Here is a 21,298-nt window from a genome sequence, read left to right on the forward strand (position 1 = left end):
GGGGGCATCGAGCCCCCGGCGCGCGAAGCCGGCTGAAAGCCGGCGCTCCCAGTCCGTGACGGCTCGCTGTCCCGGCCGACTTTGTCGGGATACCTCAGGCTATGAGCGCTTTTCCGCCGTCTCGCCGACGCGCGGCTGACTGGGACCGCCGGCTTTCCAGCCGGCTCGGCGCCGTCGCGGCTCGATGCCGCGTCGGCGTCGCCCGGGCTGGCACAAGGGCACAAGCGCAATCGCCCGCCCGGCGGCGCGATCAGGGCAGTCGCCCTGCTCCAGCGCAGTCGATCGCACGCCGGGGGCATCGAGCCCCCGGCGCGCGAAGCCGGCTGGAAAGCCGGCGCTCCCAGTCCGTGAGCTCTCGATCGCCTAACCTTTCGGACCAGCGCGCACCCCCGCACTTGCCTACCGGACACCGGCTCGGGATACTAGCCGCCATGAGCTATGCAACCTCGCTCACCAACCACTTCCTGATCGCGATGCCGGGCCTGAAAGACCCGAATTTTTCGCGAACGGTGACCTATGTCTGTGAGCACACCGAGCACGGGGCCATGGGCATCGTCATCAACCGGCCCATGGACATCCGCCTGGGCGAGGTGCTGGAGCAGCTCGACATCAAGCCCCGCGCCGACGGCGTCGCCGACCTCCCGATCTATCTGGGCGGCCCGGTGCAGACCGATCGCGGCTTCGTGATCCACACCGGGCCCGTGGAATACGACTCCACGCTGGCGATCACGCCGGAGCTGCGCGTCACCACCTCGCGCGACGTGCTGGAGGCCATCGCCGACGGGCGCGGCCCGGCGCAGCGGCTCATCGCCCTGGGTTACGCGGGCTGGGGCGCCGGCCAGTTGGAGGAGGAGCTGAGCGCCAACGCCTGGCTCAGCGGCCCCGCCGCCGACGACATTCTGTTCTCCCGCTCACCGGGCGAGCGCTGGCTCGCCGCGGCCAACCTGCTCGGCATCGATCTCAACCTGCTGAGCGGCGAGGCCGGGCATGCTTGACGAAGGGCCGAGGGCCGAGGGCCGAGGGCGCCGGCCGACGCGTTGCGTCGATTAGCGCGGACGCCGACGCCTTGGCCACGCTGCTCGGCTTCGACTTCGGCACCAAGAAGATTGGCGTTGCCGTCGGCCAGACCGTCACCGGCACCGCGAGCCCGCTGACCACCCTCCGCCATCGCGACAACCGGCCGGACTGGACCGCCATCGAGGCGCTGATGCGCGAATGGCACCCCGAGGCCGCGGTGCTCGGCCTGCCGCACAACATGGACGACACCGAGGAAGAAACCCTCGCCGAGCCGGTGCGCCGCTTCGCCCGCCAGCTTGAAGGGCGCTTCGCGGTGCCAGTGCATCTGGTCGACGAGCGCCTCACGACCATCGCCGCCGAGCGCGCGCTCGGCCCCACCCGGGCCGGCGGGCGCGGCAGCCGCCGCCGAGCCGGCGATGCCGTGGACGCCTATGCCGCCAAGCTGATCCTGGAAACCTGGCTCGGAGAACAGCGCCCATGAGCGATGCCGACCTGTACCAAGACGCCGCGGCCATCGACGCGGCCATCGCGGCCATGGCGGCGACGCTGTCCGCGCGGCTCGGCGAGCGCGGCATCGCGGCGCCGCTGATGATCGGCATTCACACCGGCGGCGTCTGGGTCGCAGAGCGGTTGCATGCGCTGCTCGGCCTCGCGGAGCCCTTGGGGCACCTGGACATCTCCTTCTACCGCGACGATTTCACCCGCATCGGCATGCACCCGCACGTGCGCCCGTCGCACCTGCCGGTGGCGGTAGACGACCGGCACATCGTGCTGGTGGACGACGTGCTGCAGACCGGGCGCACGATTCGCGCCGCGCTCAACGTGCTGTTCGACTACGGCCGCCCGGCCTCGGTGCTGCTGGCGGTACTGGCGGAGCGCGCCGGCCGCGAGCTGCCCATCGAGCCCGCGGTCGTCGGCCTGCACGCAGCGCTTGCCCCCGGCGAGCACCTGAAGCTAAACGGTCCGGCGCCGCTCACGCTGTCCCGCGGCAGCCCGCCTGGCGGTCGCGGCGCCGCGGCGGAGACGGAGGCGGTGGGATGATCCCATTCAAGAGCCAGCAAGAGCAGGCCGCCGCGCTGCAACTGGACGCGGACGGCAACCTCAAGCACTTTTTGACCCTCGACGGGCTGGACCGGGCGCTGCTCATCGACATCCTGGACCGCTCCAAGGGCTTCGTCGGCGTGGCGCAACAGGCGGTCAAGAAGGTGCCGCTGTGCCGCGGCAAGATCGTCGCGAACCTGTTCTTCGAGACCAGCACGCGCACGCGCACCACCTTTGAGCTGGCCGCCAAGCGGCTGTCGGCGGACGTGCTGAATCTCAACATCAGCACCTCGGCGACGGCGAAGGGCGAGACGCTGCTCGATACGCTGCGCAACCTGGAGGCCATGCACGTGGATATGTTCGTCGTGCGCCACGCCGACAGCGGCGCAGCGCACTTCATCGCGACGCACGTGGCCCCGCCGGTGGCGGTCATCAACGCCGGCGACGGCTGCTACTCGCACCCCACCCAGGCGATGCTCGACATGTTCACGATCCGCGAGCACAAGCGCGACTTTGCGGGGCTGACGGTGGCCATCGTCGGCGACGTGCTGCACTCGCGCGTCGCGCGCTCGCAGATCGTGGCGCTGAACACCTTGGGCGTAGACGAGGTCCGCGTCGTCGGCCCGAGCACGCTGGTGCCGGAGCGGGCGGAGGCGGCGCTCGGCGTGCGCGTCTGCCACGACCTGCGCGAGGGCCTGCGCGACGTGGACGTCATCATCCTGCTCAGGCTCCAGAACGAGCGCATGGACGGCGGCTTCCTGCCCAGCGAGCACGAGTACTTCCATCTGTTCGGCCTCACCGAGAAGCGCCTCGGCATCGCCAAGCCGGACGCCATCGTCATGCACCCCGGCCCCATCAACCGCGGTGTCGAGATGGACTCAAGCGTCGCCGACGGCGCGCGCTCGGTGATCCTGGAGCAGGTCAGCAACGGGCTCGCCGTGCGCATGGCCGTCATGTCCATGTGCATCGGCACGCAGAACCTCGCCCTCGCCGCGGCCGGCAAGGCGGCGGAAGCGGAGCTGGCCGATGGCTGAGCTCACGGGACTGACCATCCGCGGCGGCCGGGTCATCGACCCGGCGGACAGCGTCGATGCCGTCATGGACCTGCACATCGCGGGCGGGGCCATCGTCGCGCTCGGGGAACCGCCGGCGGGCTTCACCCCGCAACAGAGCATCGACGCCGACGGGCTCATCGTCTGCCCGGGGCTCGTGGACTTGAGCGCGCGGCTGCGCCAGCCGGGGCAGGAGCACAAGGGCACCATCGCGAGCGAGACCCGCGCCGCCGCCGCCGCCGGCATCACAACACTCTGCTGCCCGCCGGACACCGAGCCGCCGGTGGACACGCCAGCGGTGGCGCAACTGATCCGCCAGCTCGCCGACGAGCGCGGCTATGCCCGCGTCATGCCGGCCGGGGCGCTGACACGCGGCCTGCGCGGCGAGCAGATCAGCGAGATGGCGGCACTCAAGCTCGCGGGCTGCCCGGTCATGAGTACCGCGAACCGCCCGGTGCGCAACACCCGCGTGCTGCGCCGCGCGCTGGAGTACGCGTCCACCTATGGGCTCTGCACCTTTCTACACCCGGCCGACGCCTATCTGAGCGAGGGCGGGCTCGTGCACGAAGGGCTGGTGGCGACGCGCTTGGGGCTCGCGGGCATCCCCGAGGCGGCGGAGGTCTTGGGCGTCGGCCGGAATCTCGCATTGGCCGAGCAGACCGGCGCCCGCGTGCACTTCCGCGGACTATCCACGGGACGCGCCGCGGCCATGCTCGCCGATGCGCGGGCCCGCGGCCTCGCCGTCAGCGCCGATGTCGCCGCGCACCAGCTCTGGCTCACCGAGGACGCTCTGGCCGGCTTCAATGCCGAGGCGCACCTGATCCCGCCGCTGCGCACGAGGGCCGATCGGGACGCGCTACGCGCCGCGGTCGCTGCCGGGGACATTACGGTCATCTGCTCCGACCATCAGCCGCACGAGCCGGATGCGAAGCTCAACCCCTTCCCGCAGACCGAGCCCGGGATGTCCGCGCTCGAGACGCTGCTGCCGCTGACGCTCGGGCTGGTGGCCGCGGGCGTTCTGAACCTGAGCGCCGCGCTCGCCTGCGTCACCTGCAACCCGGCGGCGGTGCTCGACCGGCCGCTCGGGCGGCTGCGCCCCGGCGGCATCGCCGACGTGTGCGTGTTCGACCCGAACGCCACCTGGATCGTCGGCGACGACACCCTGGTGAGTCGCGGCAAGAACACCCCGCTGCGGGGCGCGACGCTGACGGGGCGGGTGCGCTGGACGGTGCTCGGCGGGCGAGTCGTTTTTCAGGGGCTGGGGGCTAGGGGCTAGGGGCTAGGGGCTAGGAGCTAGGAGCTAGGAGCTAGGAGCTAGGAGCTAGGAGCTAGGAGCTAGCGTGCGCCAACACTCCAGCATAAGGGCCGAGGGCCAAGGGAGCCCTCCTCGGCCCTCGGCCCTCGCGCCTTGTCGGCCTGAGGCTCTGCCGCGCTAGAGCTTGAGCTTCTGCTCCTTTGGCGGTCGCGTGCGCGGCTGGGCATTCGTCGTCGCGGTCTCGCTCACGACGGCTCGGGTTGTGCCCTCGAAGATGGTGGAGCCGTCGATCTCGTCCTCGTCTTCGTTCAGGAGCGAGATCTTGTCAGCGCCCTCAGCTAGGGCGCGCCCTACGTCGTCGACGCCCTTGAGCTTGACCATGAGTCGGAGCTCATTGGCGGAGTCCGCGTGCCGGATGGCCTCGTCGTAGCTGATCTCGCCTTCCTGGTACAGCTCGAACAGGGCCTGATCGAAGGTGATCATGCCCTGTTCATTGGACTTGGCCATGATCTCTTTCAGCTTGTGCACCTCGCCCTTGCGGATAATGTCGGCCACCAAGGGCGTGCTGATCAGGATCTCCACCACCGCGCGCCGCCCGCGACCGCTCTTATGCGGCACGAGCTGCTGCGCGACGATGGCCCGCAGGTTCAGGGACAGGTCCATGAAGAGCTGCCGGTGGGCTTCGTCCGGAAAGAAGTTGATGATGCGATCAAGCGCCTGGTTGGCGTTGTTGGCGTGCAGCGTCGCAAACACCAGGTGCCCGGTCTCGGCGAAGGCCATGGCGTATTCCATGGTCTTCTGGGTACGGATCTCGCCGATCAGGATCACGTCCGGCGCCTGGCGCAGCGTGTTGCGCAGCGCGACCTCGAAGGACTCCGTATCCACGCCCACCTCGCGCTGCGTGATGATGCAGCCGTCGTGCTCGTGGACGTACTCGATGGGGTCCTCGATGGTGATAATGTGCCCCGTCGTCATGCGGTTGCGGTAGCCGACCAGCGCCGCCAGCGATGTGGACTTACCCGTGCCGGTGCCGCCGACGAAGATGACGATGCCGCGCTTGTGCATCCCCAGGTCGCGCAGGATGGACGGCAGGCGCAGCTCTTCAATGGTCGGAATACGCGTCTCAATGCGCCGCAGCACCATGCCCGCGTGGTTGCGCTGCATGAAGGCGCTGACGCGAAAGCGCCCGGCACCGCGCGCGTTGATCGCGAACTGGCACTCGTTGGTGTCCTCGAACTCCTTGAGCTGTTTGGCCGTCATCAGGTCCTGTGCGGCCTGCAGCGTCTGCTCCGGGGTCAGCACCTCCGTCCCCACCGGGCGGATGGCGCCGTCGATCTTGATGCTAGGCGGTCGGCCCGCGGTAATGAACAGGTCCGAGCCCCGTTCATCGTTCATCAGACTCAGCAGATTCTTGAGATCCATGGCGATTCGGTGGGTGTATCAACCTTAGGAGGCGGCCGCGACGGGTCCGGCCGGACTAGTTTGCTTGCCGGCGCCAAAGGCTTGCGCTTGACGGCAAAAAGGGGCGAGGGCCAAGGGAGCCCTCCTCGGCCCTCGGCCCTCGGCCCTTGCTTCACGCGCCAACAAGCGGGCCGCGAAGACCACGCTCCTTAGTCGGTCTGAGGCCGGGATCAAAGAAAGGTGTCTTTGTTCTGCGCTTTCGCACGCGCGTCGGCCTTGGTCACCATGCCACGTTTCACCATTTCTGTCAGGTTCTGATCGAGCGTCTGCATGCCGCTCGCCTGGCCGGTCTGGATGGCCGAGTACATCTGCGCGACCTTGTCCTCCCGGATCAGGTTCCGGATGGCCGGCGTGCCGATCATGATCTCGTGGGCGGCAATGCGTCCGCCGCTGATCTTCTTTAGCAGCGACTGCGAGATGACCGAGCGCAGCGATTCCGACAACATCGAGCGCACCATCGTTTTTTCGGCGGCCGGAAAGACATCGACGATGCGGTCGATGGTCTTGGCCGCGGAGCTGGTGTGCAGCGTGCCGAAGACCAGGTGTCCCGTCTCGGCGGCGGTGAGCGCGAGGCGAATGGTCTCCAGGTCGCGCATCTCGCCAACCAGAATAATGTCGGGGTCCTGGCGCAGCGCCGAGCGCAGCGCCTCGCTGAAGCCCAGCGTGTCCTTGTGAACCTCGCGCTGGTTGATCAGGCACTTCTTGCTGGTGTGAACGAACTCGATGGGGTCCTCAATGGTGAGGATGTGCGAGTACTGGTTGTCGTTCACGTAGTCGATCATCGCCGCCAGCGTGGTCGACTTGCCGGAGCCCGTCGGCCCCGTCACCAGCACCAGCCCGCGCGGCACATCCACGATCTGCTTGAAAATCTCCGGCGCGTTTAGGTCTTCGAGCGTCAGCACCTTCGATGGGATGGTGCGGAACACCGACGCCGCACCGCGCTTCTGGTTGAAGGCGTTGACGCGAAAGCGCGCGACGCCCGGGATCTCGAACGAGAAGTCCGTCTCCAGGAACTCCTCGTAATCCTTGCGCTGCTTGTCGTTCATGATGTCGTAGATCAGCGCATGCACCGTGCGGTGCTCCAACGGCGGCACGTTGATGCGGCGCATGTCGCCGTCGACGCGGATCATCGGCGGCAGGCCCGCGGACAGATGCAGGTCCGAGGCCTTGTTCTTGACGCTGAAGGCGAGGAGCTCGGCGATGTCCAAGGGCGTCTCCGGGTGACGACTAAGGCGGGGCCGCGACGCTGACGACGCCGGGCGACGCCTGCGGCCGCGCTGACGAACTGTGGCTAAGCATAGCGCGAAGGCGTGCGGGCGATCCAAGAACGCCGTCGCGCTGCGCGACCAACGCGGGCGCGCTCGCCGCGGGTCACCGTCAAGGCACTAGCGAGGCAGAGCCTCAGACCAACTAGGGCACGGAGCTTTTTGCGCCGCGCGCTCGTTGGCGCATTGAACCAAGGGCCAAGCGCCGTGTCATCGTGCAACTTGACTCATCTGCAAACATTCGGCGCCATCAAGGAATCCAGGGTCTCCGGCGCCGAGACGTGGATCTGCTGCCAATAGGTGCGATGCACTGCGCGGGAGGCATCGGCATCGACGCAGGCCTCTATCAGCGTCGCGCGAGCGGTACCCGGGTCGGCGTCATCGCCGAGGGCATCGGCCAGCGATGCGGCGTCCGCCACCCGCCGGTGCGCGATGCCGAAGGCCGCCGCGAGTGCGCCGAGGTCCGGCGCCACGGGCGTGCGCCAGAGCTGCTCGAACCCCGGCAGGCCGTGCTGCGGCAGGTAGTCGAAGATGCGCCCGCCGCCGTTGTTGACGACGACGACGGGGCGGCGCAGACGGCCGTGCAGCAGCCAGCCGCTGAGATCATGCACGGTGGACAGATCACCGAGCAGCCCCCAGCAGGGCGGACCGGCGTGGTTGAGCCCGGCCAGGGTCGAGAGCTGGCCGTCGATGCCGCTCGCGCCGCGGTTGCCGTGCAGCCTGAGCGGCGTGGCGCGGCTGCCGGACCAGCTATCGAGCTGGCGGATCGGCAGGGAGTTGCCGCACAACAGCGCCTCGCCGGCCGGGATGCGCGCGAGTAAGGCGCAGATCAGGTGCGGCTCGCACCAGGGCGAGGCCGCGATGTGGGCGCTCGCAAGCTCGGCGACGCGGCGGTCCGCCGCCGCCCAGCGCGCGGCCCACGCGGGCTGCGGCGCCTGATTGAGCGTCAGCGCGGAACAGATCGCGCCCGGCTCCGCGACCATGCGCCAGAGCCCGTCGTGGTTGGGGTCGCGCCAGCCGCCGGCCGGCTCCACCAGCAGCGCCGGGATGCCGGCGAGCCACTGCCCGAGCACCTTCGACACCGGCGCGCCGCCGATGCGAAGCACCCAGTCCGGGCGCAGCGCGCGGGCGGCCTCGGGGTTGCGCAGCAGCGCGTCGTAATGGGTCAGCACGGCGTCGGCGGCGGCGCCGAAGCGCAGCCCCGACAGCGGGTCCGCCAGCACCGGCAGCGCGAGCCGCTGCGCCGCATCGCGCAGGTGCTCGGCAAAACCCGGCCCGAACAGCCCCGGCCCCACCACCACGAGCCCCCGCCCCGGCGGCAGCGCGATGGGCCGAAGCGCCACCGTCGGCGCGCTCGCCGCCCAGCCGAGGCCAGCCGCCGTCGCGGTGACCGCCGCCGGCAGCGCGGCATCGCAATCGGCCGGCGGCACCAGCGGCTCCTCGAAGGGCAGGTTGACCTGCACCGGGCCAGGGCGCGGGCCGCTCGCAACCGCGGCGCAGCGTCGCCCGAGAGCGGCAACGGCCTTCAGCGCGGCATCGTCGCTGCGCGGCAGGCCCGGGTCATGCGCCTCCCGCGCGAAGGCGCCGAACAGTCGGGTCTGGTCGATGGTCTGGTTCGCGCCGAAGCCGCGCAGCGTCGGCGGGCGATCCGCGGACAGCAGCACCAGCGGCACGCCGGTCTCGCTCGCCTCGATGACGGCCGGATACCAATGTGCGGGCGCGGAGCCGGAGGTCGCGATGAGCGCCACCGGCTGGCCCGAGGCACGCGCGGCGCCCAGCGCAAAGAAGCCGGCGCTGCGCTCGTCCAGGATCGGGATCAGCTCAAGGCCCGGCGCGCGCTGGCCCGCCAGCACCAGCGGCGTCGAGCGCGAGCCGGGCGAGAGCACCAGCGTGCGCACGCCGCCGGCGGCGAGCCCGGCGAGCAGCGCCGCGGCCCAGCGGAGATTGATGCAGGCTTGGTCCATGCTGGCGGGGCGGCCCGGGCTCAGGCGTACTGCAGCGCGGAGAGCATGGCCGCGAGCTTGGCCTCGGTCTCGCTCCACTCGGACTCTGGGTCCGAGCCGGCGACGATGCCGGCACCGGCGAACAGCTCCGCCTCGGCGCCGCTCACCATGGCGCAGCGCAGCAGCACCCACAGCTCGCCGTCGCCGTTCGGCGTCAGGATGCCGGCGGCGCCGGTATACCAGCCACGCGGGAAGGGCTCGACGCGCCGGAGCCACGCCTGCGCCGCGGCCCGCGGCTGGCCGTTGGTGGCGGGCGTCGGGTGCAGGCTCGCGGCGAGGTCGAACAGGCCCACATCGGCGCGCGGGCGGGCCGCGAGCGGGCTCCAAAGATGTTGCGCGTTGTGCAACTGCATCACCACCGGCGCATCCGGGGCGCGGATGTCGTCGCAGTGCTCCGCTAGCGCGCTGCCGATGGCCTCGATGACGACGCGATGCTCGCGGCGGTTCTTGTCGCAGCCGAGCAGTGCCGCCCGCAGCGCCGCATCCGCCTCGGCGCTCTCGGCCCGCGCGGCAGTGCCGGCGATGGCGTCCACCTCCAGCCGGCCATCGCGCAGCGACAGCAGCCGCTCCGGCGTCGCGGCGACGAAGCTCCGCCCGTTGCGGCGCAGCCCCAGCGTCTGGCAGGTGGGGAACAGGCAGCCGAGCGCGCCGAGGAGCCGGCCGATATCGAACACGCGCGGCCCGGCCACCTTGAGCCGCCGCGAGACGACGAGCTTCTCGATGGGGCCGGCATCGACCGCGGCCAGCGCCGCCCGCACCAGCCCATCCCAGCCGGCACGGTCCGGCTCCGCGCGCTCGCGGCGCAGCGTCGCCGGCGGCAACGGCCCGGCGGGCTGGTCATACAGCCGCGGCAGCAGCGCCCGCAGCAGCCCGCGCCAGCGGGTCAGGAGCTCCGCCCGGCGCGCCGGCAGCGTCGTCGAGAACACCAGCGCCGCCTCGTGGTCGCGGCAGATGAGGCCGATCTCGGGCACCCAAAGCAGTGCGGCAGGCAAGGACGAGCACGCCGCCGGCGAGGGCGCCTCGTCGGCGGCCGCGAACCCCAGCATCGCGAAGGCATCAAGGCCCGTGTCGTCGGGGTCGGCACGGCGCCAGTCCCCCGCCACGAGCACCTGCGCCATGGTCTTGAAACGCGCGGGCCCGGCCGCCTCCCAGGCCACCGCCTCGCCGTAGCCCGCGTGGAGCTCGCCGCGCTCGGCGTGCTGGAACACGAACTGCCGGCCGGCGAGCTGTGCCGCGGCGGCCGGCGCCCGCGGCAGCGCCAGCAACACCGACTGCACGGCGCCGGGCGGCCCGGCCAGCGGCAGACGCGTCAGGGCGTCGTCGAGGCGTGCATCGAGCGCATCAAACATCGCGCTCGGGGCGAGCATATCCATGGCACGCGGTCTTGGGCGGGCGGCGCGCGAGTGGGCGTGGGACGGCGGCACGGGGCGGTTCGGTTGCAGCGGTCTGGAGGTTCGGCTGGCGTCTGCCGGCTGTGCTGTGCGTATCGGGCTGGGTGATCGACTCGGCTGCGGCACATCGCTGCCCGGCGCCTGAGCGGAGCCGAAGTGCCGCAACGCGGCCTCAGGCGTCCGCCGGGCCAGCCGCCGGCGGAGCGCCCCGCCGACAAGGCCTTGCCGATGTCGCGCGTGCCGAGCCGCTATGGCCCCTAGCTGCCGCGCGTCGCTGCCAACGCCTCGGTGGTCCGCCAGAACTCGTCCAGCGCCGCGATGGTGCGGGTCGGACGCTCCCACTGCGGGATGCCCAGCGTCGGCTCCACCTTCGCGGTCTGCCAATTTGCATGCGACGCCACGTGGTCCGACAGCAGGTCGAAGGTGACGTTCGCGTCCTTGTCGTGGATGACAAGCACCGGGAGCTTCAGCTTGGCGTACAGGTTGTCCACCGCGTCGCGCGTGAAGAGTTGGCCGGACAGGAAGTAATAGGGCACATGCCTTGCGCCGGGCTGGTGCGAGGTCGCGTAGGCGTAATCGATGAGCTCATCCGGCGGCTCGCCGACGTAGCTCTGGCGCAGAAAGTAGCGAATGCCGCCGCGCTTGGTCAGCAGGTTGTAGAGGCCCTGGCTCAGCCCCGGCAGCGTAAAGACCCGATGCAGCGCCCGGCCGACGCCGCCCGAGGGCAGCCGGCGCTTGCTAAAGCCGGTCGGCGACAGGAGCGCCAGCGTATTGAAGCGCTCCGGCGCCTGGAGGCAGGCGCGGGCCGCAAACTCGGAGGTCAGCGAGAAGGCCACGACATCCGCCGGCTCCTTGACGACGTCGGTGAGGAACGCCGTGATGGCCTCGGCGTAGAGCTCCGGCGAGTAGCGGCGGTCGCTGCGGTCCGAGAAGCCGAAGCCCGGCAGGTCCGGCGCATACACCCGGCGCTCGGCGCGGTAGTGCTCGAACAGCGGCTTCATCTCGAACACGCTCGGCGCCGCATTAATACTGTGCAGCAGCAACAAGGGGCGCGTGCCCTCCGGGCCGTCGGCGTACCAACTGATTTCCTTTAGCTCCGGCGTGGCGTAGATCTCGCGGGGGGCATCGACGGCGGGGGGCAGCTCCACCTGCTCGCTGCGCTGATGGGCGTCGGCCGCGGCGGCGCCGCCCCTGCTCCGGGTTCCAAGTACTTGCGTGGACATCTGGGGCTCCTGTTGGCGGCGACGAACGGCGTCGCCTCGTCGTGCGCCCGGCTCGGCGGCCACCCGCCTGAGGGTGGTGGCGCGCCTAGGGTTCGACCGCCACGAGCACCTCATTGCGGCGCAGCAAGCCGGGCACGAATGCGGCATTGTAGCGCGCGAAGACGGGTTCACCGACCCTCGCGCGTCCGGCACGTGCAAGGGCATTGAGCAGCTCGGCGGCGTGCTCTTGCCAGCGCGCCTCCTGCCAGCCACCGCCGAAGCGCACCGCGGCCACGAGGCGCTCGGGCTGTGGCCGCAGCGCAACGGCCGCATCCGCCGGCGCCGGCAGCATGCCGAGCGGGTATTCCCGCGGCATCACGAACTGCACGCGCCAGCCCCGCTCGCCATCCGCCGCGGCGGCGGCCTGCTGCATCACCGGCGCCATCATCGGCACCTTGCGACCGCCGCTGTTGCGCCCGCGGATATAGTCCAGCAGCAGCGGATAGGCACCAGCGTCGGCGTCCGCGAAGGCGCCCGGCACCGTGGTTTCAGCGACGATGAACGGTGCGTAGCGGCGGAGCTGGAAGCCGTCGCCGCGCTCAACGACGCTGTACGCGGGCCCGTTGGGCGCGATGAGCGCGAGCGTCAGCAGCACCAGCGGCAGCAGCATGCCGGCGAGCAGCCAATACTTGAGCTTAAAGAAAGGCATGATGTGGACCTCGGCGGCTCCCTCGGGTGACCGCGCATTCAAGCACCGATGCCTGGGCAGCGGCGTTGCCCGAGATCAAGCGGGTCGCAACGCGCCGCCGCGCTTGCGGCCGGCCCGCATGACCCGGCGCCAGCGTCGCGGCGGGCAGAACCCGGTTCGGCCCGCTATCATGGTGCGGGTGCGAAGCTCTCAATCGCGCATCACGCCAGCCCGAGACCCGCTTGATGACCCCACCGACCTACCCCCACCCTTGCACGCTCCGGCACCGCGCCCGAGTTGGTGCCGCAGCGGCGCTGCTCGGACTGCTCGCGGCGCTTGCGCTGTCCGTCGCCGCCGCGGCCGACGCGGAGCAGGAGATCACCGGCGAGCGCATCTACGCCTTCTGCGTGGGCTGCCACGGCCAGCGCGGCGAGGGCAGCAGCGACGGCCGCGTGCCGCGCCTCGCAGGCCGTCCGCAGGCCTACTTGGCCCGGCAACTGCAGGCCTTCAGGGACGGTGTCCGCATCAACAAGCCGATGGTGCCCATCTTCACGCACCAGCGCTTCGATGAAGAGGTCATCAATGTCGTCGCCGCCCACATCGCCGCAATGAGCCCGCCGCCGTTGCGCCTCTGGCCCTACGAGCCGAATCCCGCGGCGCTCGCCGCCTTCGACGACCGCGCCGCCTACGACGCTGCCGGCGAGGAGACCTACGCCAGCGCCTGCGCCGAGTGCCACGGCGCCGACGCCGCCGGCAGCGCCGAGCACGACACGCCGCCGCTGGTCGGCCAATATCCCGCGTACCTGGTGAAGCAGGTCGCGGACTTCGGCCGCGGCGAGCGCAAGCATGCCGCAAGCGAGCGCTGCGGCGGCATCACGCCGGCACAGGCCGACGCCGTGGTCTCGCACATCGTCGAGCTCGGAAAATAAACGGCAGCCGCGCCGCCGCTCGCGCCCGCAGCCGTCGGCGCCGCGGCGACCGACCCGCCACCCGCCGGCACGCGCGCAGCCTGGTGCCGGAGCTCGGCACCACACCACGACACCGCAGCCATCCGCATGCCTGAGACCCCCACATCGGACCCCCAACACCAGTTCAAGCCCGGCCAACGCTGGCTCTCGGAGACCCAGGCCGAGCTCGGGCTCGGCATCGTCGAGGCCAGCGACGTGCGCACCGTGCGCATGCAGTTCCCGGCCACCGGCGAGCAGCGGCTCTACGCCCGCCGCGGCGCGCCGCTGTGGCGCGCGGTGTTCGGCGTCGGCGACATGGTGCGGGACATCGACGGCATCGAGATGACCGTCGTGGCGGTGGACGACAGGGCCGGGCTCGTCGTCTACACCGGCGAGGACGCGGACGGGGCCAGGCTCCAGGTACCGGAGCAGTTGCTCGCCGCCGACCTGCATCTGAACCGCCCGCAGCAGAAGCTGCTCGCCGGGCGGCTCGACCGCGACGCCTGGTTTCGGCTACGCGAGCGCACCTGGCGCCACCGCGGCGACTGGGCCGTGCAGCCGGTGCGCGGGCTGGTCGGCGCGCGCATCGCGCCGATCCCGCACCAGCTCTACATCGCCGCCGAGGTCGCGGACCGCTTCGCACCGCGGGTGCTGCTCGCCGACGAGGTGGGGCTCGGCAAGACCATCGAGGCGGGGCTGATTCTGCATCGCATGCTGCAGGACGGCCGCGCCCGCCGGGTGCTGATCCTGGTGCCGGAGACGCTGCTACACCAGTGGCTGGTGGAGCTTCGCCGCCGCTTCAACCTGCCGTTTGCGCTGTTCGACCACGAGCGCATCGCCGATGGTGCCGCGGGCGGGCGCGGCAACGCCTTCGAGACCGAGCAATGCGTGCTCTGTGCGCTCGACCTGCTCACCGAGTCCCCCAGCCACGCCGCCGCCGTGCTCGGCGCCGGCTGGGACCTGCTCATCGTCGACGAGGCGCATCACCTGGAATGGTCGCCGGAGGACAGCGGGCTGGACTACGACCTGGTCGAGGCCCTGGCCGACCAGACCCCGGCGGTGCTGCTGCTGACGGCCACGCCGGAGCAGCTCGGCCGCATGGGCCATTTCGGGCGGCTGCGGCTGTTGGACCCGGAGCGCTTCTCGGACTACGACGGCTTTCTGGAACAAGAGGCGCACTACGCCGAGATCGCCGACATTGCCGCAAGGCTCCTTGCGGGCGAGGCCCTCGGCGACGCACAGCAAGCCCAGCTCAATGCGCTGCTCGGCGACACCGCCGGGCTCGGCGCCGAGCTCATCGTCGAGCGCCTGCTCGACCGCCACGGCACCTCCCGCATCCTGTTCCGCAACACCCGCGCGGCAGTGCCGGGCTTCCCGGAGCGCCGGCCGCACGCCTATGCGCTCGCCGCGCCGGCCGGCTATGCCGACACGCCGGGGCCGGAGCCCATCCACCCGGAGCTGGCCGCCGGTGCCGACTGGCCCGCGCAGGACCCGCGTGTGGCCTGGCTCGTGGAGCTGCTGCGGGAGCTGCATCCGGCCAAGGTGCTGTTGATCGCCGCCCGCGCCGACACGGTGCTGGCGCTGCGCAGCCACCTGCACGAGCGCCACGGCGTGCACGCGGCGATGTTCCATGAGGGCATGGAGATCATCGAGCGCGACCGCGCCGCGGCCTACTTCGCGGACCCGGACGAGGGCACGCGGCTCCTCATCTGCTCCGAGATCGGCAGCGAAGGGCGCAACTTCCAGTTCGCGCACCACTTGGTGCTGTTCGACCTGCCGCTGGACCCGGAGCTGCTGGAGCAGCGCATCGGCCGGCTCGATCGCATCGGCCAGACCAAGCCCGTCGAGATCCACGTGCCCTACCTCGCCGGCACGGCCATGGAGACGCTGTACCGCTGGTACGCCGACGGGCTCGACGCCTTCGCGCATCACTGCCCGGCGGCGCCTGCCGTGTACGAGCGGCTGCGCGAGCGGCTCAACGCCGCCCTCTTGGGCGAGGCGGACGTCGAGCCGCTGATCACGGATGCCGCCGCGCTTCGCGAGCAGCTCAATGCCGAGCTCGCCGCCGGGCGCGATCGGCTCTTGGAGCTCAGCTCCCACCGCCCCGCCGTCTCGGCGGAGCTGGTGCAGGCGCTGGCCGCCGCGGACCGTGATCCGGCGCTGTTCGAGTATCTGAGCGCCTTCTGGGACGCCTTCGGCGTGGACCAGGAGCCGGGGCCGGGCGGCTCCTTCGTGCTGCACCCGGGCCGGCACATGCTGCAAGAGCACTTCCCCGGTCTGCCGGAGGACGGGCTCACCGTCACCTTCGACCGCAGCCACGCGCTGGCGCACGAGGACCGCGCGTTGCTGACCTGGGAGCACCCGCTCACGCTCGCGGCCATGGACCAGCTCGCGGGCTCGGATCTCGGCAGCGCCACGGTGCTCTTGACCCGCAACGCCAAGTTCAGCGCCGGCGCATTGCTGCTGGAGATGCTCTACGTCGCCGAATGCCCGGCCCCGCCGGTGCTGCGCGTGCAGCGCTTCCTGCCGCGGCTGGGTCTGCGGCTGCTGCTCGACGAGCGCGGGCGCGACTGGGCCGCGGACATCGCGAGTGAGGCCCTGAGCGGCAAGTGCCTCACCGGCAACCGCAAGCTCGCCTCCGCGCTGATCACGGCCAAGAGCGCCGCCATCGAGCGCATGGTCGCCGACGGCGAGCAGCGCGCCGAGGCCGCCATCGCCGAGCTGCGCAGCGCCGCCGTCGCCCGCATGGAGCAGATGCTCGACACCGAGATCGAGCGGCTGACCGCCTTGTCTCGCGTCAACCCCGCCGTGCGCGAAGACGAAATTGCGCATCTGCTCCAGCACCGCGAGAGGCTCGGGCAGCTCCTCGGGCGCGCGCACCTGCGGCTCGATGCGCTGCGGCTGGTGGCGCATGGATGATGGAGCGGGGCGAGGCCTCCCTCGGCCCTTGGCCCTTTACCCTCAAGCGCCTTGTCCACTCGCGACACCGCTCCAGCGGTGTCGCGCCTCGTAGGGCGCTCTACGCCCCGGTGCAGTGAGGCGCGGGAACGGCGGATGACTGGCGCCGAGGCTTTCCCGCCTCGGCACGCAGTCTTCGCGGCTCCGCAGCCCGGGGCACGCACGCTGCCGCAGCGCCGGCGTGGCGGATGGCAGAGCCGGCAAGATTCGATGCCGCGAGACCAGCGCCAATCGGCGGCAGCGCCGCCCGCTGCTCACCCCCGCTCGATCAGCACATAGGGTGCCCAGTAGCGCGGGGCGGCGCGCACCGGGTCGGCGTTGTCGAGCCAGTCCAACTGCGTCGCGCGCAGCGCTTCCGCCGGGTGCAGGTCGGCGTCCGGCCGCAGCCAGCGGGCGTAGAAGTCCTCCATGAAGGCCCGCGCCGCCGGGTCGTTCAGCGCCCACTGGGTCATCAGCACGTGGCGGCTGCCGGCGATCTGAAACGCCCGCACCAGGCCGTAGACGCCCTCGCTCAGGTCCACGCGACCGCGGCCGGTGTCGCAGGCGGAGAGCGTGACCAGCTCCGTGCCCTCCAGGTTCAGGTCCTGCGCCTCCAGGGCGTAGAGGATGCCTGCTGCGCCAGCGCCAGCGCCCGCGGGTCCTGGCTGGTGCGGGCGAGGCGCGCGATCACCGCCTCCTCGTCCGCGGCCAGGCGCTTCCAGCGCAGCAGCACGTCCGCTGCCAGCCGGCCGGCATCGGCGCTGTCCGGGTGCGCCAGGGCCAGCGTGAAGACGACGTGCTGCAGCCGCGACTCCGCCGCGAGCCGTTGCAGCTTCACGGCCTCCTGCTCGGTGCTGTCCAGCTCCTGGATCACCAGCGCGCGCAGGCGCTGATCCAGCGTGCGCAGCGCGCGCAGGGCCGGGTCCAGGCGCTGTTGATTGACCAGCAGCGCGATCTGGTTGAGCCGCGTGTCGAGGGTATCGGGATGCGTCTCGCCGAGCACGCGCTCGCTGGCCGTGAGCGCGCGGCGGACCAGCGGCTCGGCGTCGCCGTAGCGGCCTTGGGTCTGGTACAGCATGGCGAGGTTGTTAACGCTCCGCAGGGTCTCCGGATGAGCCTCGCCGAACACGCCCTTCGCATGAGTCAGCGCGGCCCGTCCAAGCATCGCCGCATCCTGATACTTGCCTTCCCGATACAGGGCTTCGGTGACGTCGTTGAGAGCGTCGTGCACTAGCTGAGGCGTGACTACCTCTACTAAGGCGATTTCTGTCAAAAAATATACCGCCTGGCTTGTCTTTTCGCCCGCCTTCTGCGTCGCGGCAGCGGGTGCATCGTTCGACTATGCACCCGCTGCCGCTCCTTGAAGGCGGACGAAAATCCTGCGCCAGTCGGTACGTTTTTTTCCGGCAATCGCCTAACGCGGCGCCTGGGCCTTCGGGCAGCCCGTCTCCGGCGGCGGTGACGCCGATACCCACGGCCAGCGCCCAAGCCAGCGCCGGGCGGCTTCTCTCGTGCCGAGGCTCCGCCTCGGCACCGCCGCGGCGCTCGGGCGAGCTAAGACGGCGGATGCGCTTCGCTGATCCGCCCTACACGCGAGCAAGCCTTTCGCGCCTTTCGCGTTCGGGTCAATCGCGGTGCTTGACCAGTTCCTCGTAGGCAGGAAAGTTCGAGAGTCAGCAGCAGATTCGGGGTCTCTGCCAGCAGGGTTGATCGTGCTTCCGGCCAGCGGCAGTCGCCGGTCGTGGGCGGTCCGCAGAGCGGCGCCGGCAGCTCACCCACGCTGCGCCGAGGGCAGCAGGCCGGGCGCGCCGCGCGGGCGGCCTCGCCGCTGCACCGGCCGCACAACGAAAAGCGCCGACAGCCTTGCGGTTGTCGGCGCTGCGTCCATGGACGGGGCGGTGGCCAGGGCGTCGCCCACCCGCCTCAGGTGGCCTGGGACATGTCTAGGCCGAGCTTCGAATAGGCGGTTCTCATGACCATCAGCACGCTATAGCCCACGACGAGCACGAGCAGGCCGAACAGGTCCACGATGGAGAGATAGAGCTTGAGATCGGACAGGAAGTAGCCGCCGATCAGTAGCAGCGACGCGAAGGCGCCGTAGAGGGCGTAGAACGGCAGTATGGCGACGCCCATGGACGCGAGTGCCGGGTCGATCTTTTGCTCACCGCCGTTGGCGGCGGCGCGCTCGCGGGCGGCGATGACCTGCTTGCGATGGTTGATGGCGACGTAGATCAGCCAGGCGCCGAGCACCAGGCAGACGACTCCGAGGTAATAGCGCATTGGTCAGCCTCCAGTACGCGTGGCGGGGAGCAGGTCCGCGGCGAGCCCCTACATCGGCCGGCTTGCGGCCTGGGCGAGGCGGTCGCGCTCCTCCAGGGATTCGAACAGTTCCAGGACCCAAACCACCTTCTTGCCGATGCGCGGGCGGCCCGTAGCGTCGCAGCCGGGCAGGCCCGGGGCCGCGGCCACCGCATCGATGAGGAAGCGGTTCTCTTCCAGCGGTTCCGCGTTGCAGTCTCCGCCCGGGAACGGGGTCGCAACAATGGCCTGGCTCAATAAGGTCATTTTGCGCGCGGTCGGCACGACGGTGCGCTGCGAGACGGCGTCGAAGCCGTTGCGGGCCAGCTCGTGGCCGATCTCCGCATACAGCAGCCGAGCGGCGTAGATGCCGGGGCGGCAGCCGACGGGCAGCTTGGCAATGCCGGTCTCAGCGCGGCGATACAGCCCTTCTGCGACGTCCAGCACGCGGGCGATGACCTCGCCGAGTGCGGGCGTGAAGCGGGGCTTGGCGAGGAAGGCCTCGGGGTCGATGCCGGCCTCGCGCAGCCAGGCGAGCGGCAGGTAGATGCGCCCGTTGCGGGCGTCCTCGCCGACGTCGCGGCAGATGTTGGTGAGCTGCATCGCGGAGCCGAGATCGCAGGCGCGGGCGAGCACGGTCGGCGCGCGCACGCCCATCAGCGCCGTCATCATGGCGCCCACCGCGGCGGCGACGCGGGCGGAGTAGTCGAGCACGCCAGACAGGGTCTCGTAGCTGCGCCCTTCGGCGTCCCAGGCGAAGCCGTCGAGCAGCGCCTCCGGCAGCTCCCGCGGCATGTGCAAGCGCCGCACGACGCCGGCGAAGGCGCGGTCCACCGGGTGCGGTTCGGGGTCGGAGGCGTAGATGCGGTCGAGGCGCTCGTACAGCGCCGCGAGCGCCTCGGCTTTGTCGCCCCGGCAGTCGTCGATGGCATCGTCCGCGATGCGGCAGAAGGCGTACAGCGCCGCCGCCGGCTGGCGCACCGGCTTGGGCAGGAAGAAGGACGCGGCGTGAAAGGACTTCGAGCCGTTGCTCAGGAGTTGCCGGCAGGCCGCGAGGTCGGCCGGGTCCGCGAAACAGCGCTCAGTTTGCGAAAACAGCAGCATCGGGAACCACCTTGTCGAGTACGCGAGCGGTGGAGATGACACCCGGCACGCCGGCGCCGGGGTGCGTCCCCGCGCCGACGAAGTACAGGTGCTCCACTTCCTCGCTTTTGTTGTGCGGGCGCAGCCAGGCGCTCTGCCAGAGCACGGGCTCCAGGCTGAAACCCGCGCCTTTGTAGGAGAGCAGGCGCTCACGGAAATCGATCGGCGTCGTCACCAGCGATGAGACCAGGTTGTCCTTGAGCCCCGGCAGCACGGTGCGCTCCAGATAGGCCTCGATGGCCTGGCGGTAGGGCTCCGCGCGCTCGGTCCAGTCGGTGTCGCCGTCCAGGTGCGGCACCGGCGCCAGCGCGTAGAAGGCGTCGCAGCCGGCGGGCGCGACGCTCGGGTCGGTCGCCGTCGGCCGGTGCAGGTAGATGCTAAAGTCGTTCGCCAGGTGCTTCTTGTGGAAGATGTCGCCAAGCAGCCCGCGGTAGCGCGGCCCCAGCAGAATGCTGTGATGGTGCACGTCCGGATACTGGCGCTTGGTGCCGAAGTACCAGACGAAGAGGCCATTGGAATAGCGCGACACGTTCAGCCGCCAGTCCGGCCAGGCGCGGCGCTTGATGCTCGGCAGCAGGTGTTTGTGCGTCCAGGCGAAGTCGGAGTTGGCGACGACGATGTCCGCCGGGATGTGCGCGCCGTCCTTCAGCAGCACGCCGGTGGCGCGGCGCTCGCGGGTGGTGATCTCCGCGACCTCGGCGTTCAGCCGTAGCGTGCTGCCCTGGCCCTCGATCAGGCTCACCAGGCCGTCGACGATGGCGCCGGTGCCGCCGATGGCCGAGTGCACGCCCCAGTGCCGCTCCAGGTAGGAGATGAGCGCATAAATGGAGCTGACCGAGAAGGGATTGCCGCCGATCAGGAGCGGATGGAAGGACAGCGCGGTGCGTAGCCGTTCGTCCTTCACGTACTTCGACACCATGCCGTATACGCTGCGGTAGCTCTGGAGCTTGAGCATCTTCGGCACGATGCGGGCCATGTCGGTCCAGTGCGTGAAGGGCACGTGGCCGAGCTCCACGAAGCCGACCTCGAAGATCTTGCGGCTCTCTTCCAGGTAGCGCTCGTAGCCCGCGACATCGCCCGGCGAGAGCCGGGCCACCTGCGCGCGCATGGCCGCCGCGTCGCCGTTGGTGTCGAAGGTGGTGCCATCGTCGAAGCGGATGCGATAGAAGGGGTCCATCGGGCGCAGGTCGATGTCGTCGGCAAAGCGCCGCCCGCACATCTCCCACAGCTCATCAAGCAGGAAGGGCGCGGTGATGATGGTTGGCCCCGCGTCGAACTTGAAGCCGTCCTGCTCGTGCACGTAGGCGCGACCGCCCGGCTTGTCCAGCTTCTCCAGCAGCGTGACTCGGTAGCCCCGATAGCCGAGCCGGATGGCCGCCGCCAGCCCGCCGAAGCCGCTGCCGATGACGACGGCGTGAGGCTTGCCGCCAGTGGCTGCCGCAGCCGCTGCGGGCAAATCGGAGGGTATGCGCGGGGGTGCCGTCGTCACGTGTCAACCTAGCCTGATGTCAAGATTGTTTGACAGTATAGCAACCTCGTCGAAGGCTGCACCACCCAAAGAGGTCAGGTTTGGGTTGTTCGACATCAAGAAACGGCCT

At 70.5% G+C, this 21,298-nt stretch carries 18 protein-coding genes; 7 read left to right on the forward strand and 11 right to left on the reverse strand.

The features are described from left to right. Positions 1 to 431: 431 nt before the first annotated feature. The 5 genes from ML01_RS01330 (at position 432) to ML01_RS01350 (ending at position 4,386) form a co-directional block, all read left to right on the forward strand. Positions 432 to 995 carry a YqgE/AlgH family protein gene (locus ML01_RS01330; protein WP_058553603.1) on the forward strand — a complete coding sequence of 188 codons (564 nt, stop codon included), beginning with the start codon at positions 432 to 434 and terminating at the stop codon, positions 993 to 995. A gap of 71 nt (positions 996 to 1,066) precedes the next feature. Continuing rightward, positions 1,067 to 1,498, forward strand: coding sequence for a Holliday junction resolvase RuvX (ruvX, locus tag ML01_RS01335; RefSeq protein ID WP_058553604.1), 432 nt, complete (start codon positions 1,067 to 1,069; stop codon positions 1,496 to 1,498). Next, on the forward strand, positions 1,495 to 2,058 hold the full coding sequence (pyrR, locus tag ML01_RS01340; protein WP_058553605.1) for a bifunctional pyr operon transcriptional regulator/uracil phosphoribosyltransferase PyrR: 564 nt from the start codon (positions 1,495 to 1,497) through the stop codon (positions 2,056 to 2,058). Before ruvX ends, pyrR begins: the two co-directional genes overlap by 4 nt. Further along, positions 2,055 to 3,092 carry an aspartate carbamoyltransferase catalytic subunit gene (locus ML01_RS01345; RefSeq protein ID WP_058553606.1) on the forward strand — a complete coding sequence of 346 codons (1,038 nt, stop codon included), beginning with the start codon at positions 2,055 to 2,057 and terminating at the stop codon, positions 3,090 to 3,092. The genes pyrR and ML01_RS01345 overlap by 4 nt, the downstream gene beginning before the upstream one ends. Beyond that, positions 3,085 to 4,386, forward strand: a complete 1,302-nt coding sequence (locus ML01_RS01350; protein WP_058553607.1) for a dihydroorotase — start codon at positions 3,085 to 3,087, stop codon at positions 4,384 to 4,386. The genes ML01_RS01345 and ML01_RS01350 overlap by 8 nt, the downstream gene beginning before the upstream one ends. 156 nt (positions 4,387 to 4,542) lie before the next feature. Here ML01_RS01350 and ML01_RS01355 read toward each other — a convergent pair whose 3' ends face one another. The 6 genes from ML01_RS01355 to ML01_RS01380 all read right to left on the reverse strand — a co-directional run bounded on the left by ML01_RS01355 (position 4,543) and on the right by ML01_RS01380 (position 12,396). Then, a complete protein-coding gene (locus tag ML01_RS01355) occupies positions 4,543 to 5,787 on the reverse strand; it encodes a PilT/PilU family type 4a pilus ATPase (RefSeq protein ID WP_082673838.1) in 1,245 nt (414 codons plus the stop codon). Positions 5,788 to 5,996: 209 nt separating this feature from the next. Further along, positions 5,997 to 7,034: a type IV pilus twitching motility protein PilT gene (locus ML01_RS01360; RefSeq protein ID WP_058553608.1), complete on the reverse strand. Its 1,038-nt coding sequence runs from the start codon at positions 7,032 to 7,034 to the stop codon at positions 5,997 to 5,999. Positions 7,035 to 7,318: 284 nt separating this feature from the next. Next, positions 7,319 to 9,055, reverse strand: coding sequence for a 2-succinyl-5-enolpyruvyl-6-hydroxy-3-cyclohexene-1-carboxylic-acid synthase (gene menD / locus ML01_RS01365; protein WP_058553609.1), 1,737 nt, complete (start codon positions 9,053 to 9,055; stop codon positions 7,319 to 7,321). A 20-nt stretch (positions 9,056 to 9,075) separates the two neighbouring features. Further along, positions 9,076 to 10,467 (reverse strand): isochorismate synthase MenF, encoded by a 1,392-nt coding sequence (locus ML01_RS01370; protein ID WP_371258169.1) that lies wholly within the window; start codon positions 10,465 to 10,467, stop codon positions 9,076 to 9,078. 275 nt (positions 10,468 to 10,742) lie between these two features. After that, the gene (locus ML01_RS01375; RefSeq protein ID WP_082673839.1) at positions 10,743 to 11,708 is read right to left on the reverse strand and encodes an alpha/beta fold hydrolase; all 966 of its coding nucleotides are present in this window, start codon (positions 11,706 to 11,708) and stop codon (positions 10,743 to 10,745) included. A gap of 85 nt (positions 11,709 to 11,793) precedes the next feature. After that, positions 11,794 to 12,396, reverse strand: a complete 603-nt coding sequence (locus ML01_RS01380; RefSeq protein ID WP_058553610.1) for a heme-binding protein — start codon at positions 12,394 to 12,396, stop codon at positions 11,794 to 11,796. Positions 12,397 to 12,620: 224 nt separating this feature from the next. On the opposite strand from ML01_RS01380, the gene ML01_RS01385 reads away from it, so the two are divergent. After that, a complete protein-coding gene (locus tag ML01_RS01385) occupies positions 12,621 to 13,304 on the forward strand; it encodes a c-type cytochrome (protein ID WP_058553611.1) in 684 nt (227 codons plus the stop codon). Positions 13,305 to 13,430: 126 nt separating this feature from the next. Next, a complete protein-coding gene (rapA, locus tag ML01_RS01390) occupies positions 13,431 to 16,241 on the forward strand; it encodes an RNA polymerase-associated protein RapA (protein WP_058553612.1) in 2,811 nt (936 codons plus the stop codon). A gap of 293 nt (positions 16,242 to 16,534) precedes the next feature. Here rapA and ML01_RS30060 read toward each other — a convergent pair whose 3' ends face one another. The 5 genes from ML01_RS30060 to ML01_RS01415 all read right to left on the reverse strand — a co-directional run bounded on the left by ML01_RS30060 (position 16,535) and on the right by ML01_RS01415 (position 21,156). Then, the gene (locus ML01_RS30060; protein WP_371258174.1) at positions 16,535 to 16,888 is read right to left on the reverse strand and encodes a CHAT domain-containing protein; all 354 of its coding nucleotides are present in this window, start codon (positions 16,886 to 16,888) and stop codon (positions 16,535 to 16,537) included. Continuing rightward, entirely contained in the window at positions 16,858 to 17,490 is a 633-nt protein-coding gene (locus ML01_RS30065; protein WP_058553614.1) for a tetratricopeptide repeat protein, read from the reverse strand. Before ML01_RS30065 ends, ML01_RS30060 begins: the two co-directional genes overlap by 31 nt. Positions 17,491 to 18,182: 692 nt before the next feature. After that, complete coding sequence (locus tag ML01_RS01405) at positions 18,183 to 18,539, reverse strand: hypothetical protein (RefSeq protein WP_058553615.1); 357 nt, start codon at positions 18,537 to 18,539, stop codon at positions 18,183 to 18,185. A 48-nt stretch (positions 18,540 to 18,587) separates the two neighbouring features. Beyond that, the gene (locus ML01_RS01410) at positions 18,588 to 19,661 is read right to left on the reverse strand and encodes a phytoene/squalene synthase family protein (protein WP_058553616.1); all 1,074 of its coding nucleotides are present in this window, start codon (positions 19,659 to 19,661) and stop codon (positions 18,588 to 18,590) included. Further along, positions 19,639 to 21,156 carry a phytoene desaturase gene (locus ML01_RS01415; RefSeq protein WP_058553617.1) on the reverse strand — a complete coding sequence of 506 codons (1,518 nt, stop codon included), beginning with the start codon at positions 21,154 to 21,156 and terminating at the stop codon, positions 19,639 to 19,641. Before ML01_RS01415 ends, ML01_RS01410 begins: the two co-directional genes overlap by 23 nt. Positions 21,157 to 21,298: the final 142 nt, after the last annotated feature.

The sequence above is a fragment of the Thiohalocapsa sp. ML1 genome (assembly GCF_001469165.1).
Lineage (GTDB): Bacteria > Pseudomonadota > Gammaproteobacteria > Chromatiales > Chromatiaceae > Thiohalocapsa.